Genomic DNA, 2,817 nt, shown 5'->3' with positions numbered 1-2,817 from the left:
GCACGACCGGCCGGTGGACCTCGCGGTCACGCCGTCGGGGGTGCACCGGCTGGGGTGAGACGGGCGCGCGAGGAAACGGCGGCGGCCCCGCTCCCTGGTGGGAACGGGGCCGCCGTCGTGCCGTACGGGCGTCAGCCGGTGGTGAGCACCAGCTTGTGCTTGGTGGTCTTCTCGACCGCGTCCGGCGTGTAGGCCCAGGTCAGCAGCTTGCCCTTGAGCCAGAGGTCGGTCTGGTCGTTGTAGTTGTCGTGGAAGGCGTGGCCGGAGGCGCCGCCGACGTTGATCCAGCGCGAGGAGTCGAGGTCGTTCAGGTCGACCACCATCCGCATCGACGGGATCCAGTCCACCTGGTAGCCGGCCGCCGCGTTCCAGCCGGCCGCGTCGACCGCCGCCGAGCCGCCGGAGAGGCGGTACGGGCCGCGGTTGAGCAGCTTGTGGACCGCTCCGGAGGCGATCGAGGAGTCGTCGGTGCCCATGGTCTGCTCGCGCAGCTCCAGCTTGTGCAGGCGGCCCCAGCTCCAGGTGGAGATGTCCTTGCCGAGCTGCGAGGTCAGGTCCTGCCGGGCGTTCTTCATCGCCTCCTTGAGCAGGTTGTCCAGGCCCTTCTGCTCCTTGTGCTGGGAGTCGATGTACGTCCACCACGAGCTGTCGGGCTTGTCCAGCTGGGTGCGCACGACCTCGGTCCAGCGGTCGCCGCCGTCCGGCTGGGCCTTGCCCGGGTCGCGGGTGCCGCACTCGGTGACGATCTTGCTGGAGCTGTCCGGCTTGGTCGGGTCGTCCTGCTGGCGCACCAGCAGGCAGCTGTCCTTGGCCCGGATGTCGGCCGGGAACTTCTGGCCGAAGGCGAGGCTCAGCAGGTTGCGCCAGACGCCGTTGTAGTAGGCGGCGGCGGCCGAGTCGGCGTCCTGGTGGAAGTTCCAGTCCTTCAGCAGGTCCTGGGCCTCGCGCACGTACGGGTCGTCGATCTGCTGCTTGAGCAGCAGCGGGACCAGCGTCTTGGCCATGATGCTGGTGTTGTCCAGCTGGAGGGTCTGCATGTCGTCCGGCGAGATCTTGCCGTTGTTCTTGAGCAGGCCCTCGATCTGGTCGGTGATCTCCTTGGCCCGGGTGCCGTACTCCCAGTCCTTGGTCAGGTTGTACTTGTAGCTCTGGTCCACCACGGCCTGGTTCGCGGTGACGATGTAGCCCGCGGAGGGGTTGAGGCTGTACGGCAGGGCGCTGAAGGGGACCGGGTCCGCCTTCCACTGGTACGAGGAGTCCCAGCCGGGGGCCGGCATGCTGCCGTCGCCCTTGCCGCGCACCGGGATGACGCCCGGGGCCTGGTAGCCGATGTTCTTGGAGTCGGCGTAGATCAGGTTCTGCGCGGGGACGGTGAAGTCCTTGGCGGCGGCGCGGAACTCGTCCCAGTTGCGGGCCTTGTCCAGCTCGAAGACCGCGTCCATGGTCTTGCCGGGGCTGAGCGCCGTCCACTGGAGGGCGACGCCGTAGCCGCCGGTGCCGCGGTCCGGGGCGGAGGTGCCGTTGGGGGCGTACTTGCCGACGTTCTGCTGCTCGGTGCTCTGGTCGGAGATGAGCGGCGCGCCGGTCTGGGTGGTGCGGACGGTGATGGTGCGGTCCTCCCCGCCGGCGACCTTGATGGTCTCCTTGCGGAGGTCGAACTTCACGTCCTTGCCGTCCACCTGGTAGGTGTCCGGGCCGGTGACCTTCTCCAGGAAGAGGTCGGTGACGTCGGCGCCGAGGTTGGTGAAGCCCCAGGCGATGTCCTTGTTGTGACCGATCACCACGCCGGGCATGCCGGCGAAGGTGAAGCCGGAGACGTCGAACTGGCAGGCCGCCGAGGTGGTCCGGCAGTGCAGGCCCATCTGGTACCAGACCGAGGGCAGGCCGGGGCCGAGGTGCGGGTCGTTGGCCAGCAGCGGCTTGCCGGTGGTGGTGTGCGAGCCGGCGACCACCCAGGAGTTGGAACCGATGCCCTGGCCGGGGCGGCCGAGCAGCTGCGGCATCGAGTCGATCCGGTCGGTGAGGCCCTGCAGCATCGCCTTGGTGGTGGCCGCGCCCTGGGCGGTGCCACCGGTGGGGGCGGCGCCCGACTGCGCGGAGCCGTCGGCGGGGCGGTAGGCGTCGCCGGCGACCGTGCCGGTCTTCACGATGGTGCCGTTGCGGGAGTACGGGTAGTCCGGGTACAGCTCGGCGATCTTGTCCGGGGCGAAGTCCTGGGACAGCAGCGAGCGGTCGATCTCCTCCTGGAGGTTCCCGGAGAGGTTCCAGGCCATCGCCTTGAGCCAGGCCACGGAGTCGACCGGGGACCACTGCTCGGGCTTGTAGCCGCTGTTGACGGCGCCGAGCAGGGCGTACTCCAGCGAGGCCTTCTCCCCGCCGGGGTGCTCGGCCAGCCAGGCGTTCACGCCGTCCGAGTAGGCCTGGAGGTACTTCTTGGTCTCGGGCGACAGCTTGGTGTCGTACTCCTTCTGCGCCACCTGGCGCCAGCCCATGGTGCGGATGAAGGCGTCGGTGTCGACCTGGCTGTCGCCGAACATCTCGGACAGCCGGCCGGCCGTGATGTGGCGTCGGACGTCCATCTCCCAGAAGCGGTCCTGGGCCTGGACGTAGCCCTGCGCCCGGAACAGGTCCTCGGCGGTGTCCGCGTACAGCTGCGGGATGCCGTTGGCGTCGCGCTTGACGTCGACCGGCGCGCTCAGGCCCGCCACCTTGACGCTGCCGTCGACCTCCGGGAAGGAGGCGCGGACCGCGGTGACCCCGCGGTAGCCGCCGTAGCCGACGCCGGCCACCAGCAGCACGACCAGCACGATCAACATC

1 protein-coding gene is annotated in these 2,817 nt (G+C 69.6%); it reads right to left on the bottom strand.

Going from position 1 to position 2,817, the window contains the following annotated elements; genetic code table 11:
• Nucleotides 1-131: 131 nt before the first annotated feature.
• Nucleotides 132-2,816: a penicillin acylase family protein gene (locus J0670_RS34910; RefSeq protein WP_207816503.1), complete on the bottom strand. Its 2,685-nt coding sequence runs from the start codon at nt 2,814-2,816 to the stop codon at nt 132-134.
• Nucleotide 2,817 lies beyond the last annotated feature (1 nt).

It is taken from the genome of Streptomyces sp. FH025, assembly GCF_017427025.1.
Lineage (GTDB): Bacteria > Actinomycetota > Actinomycetes > Streptomycetales > Streptomycetaceae > Kitasatospora.
Note: the sequence above shows the minus strand (reverse complement) of the source record. Positions and strands in the feature narration are given on the sequence as shown.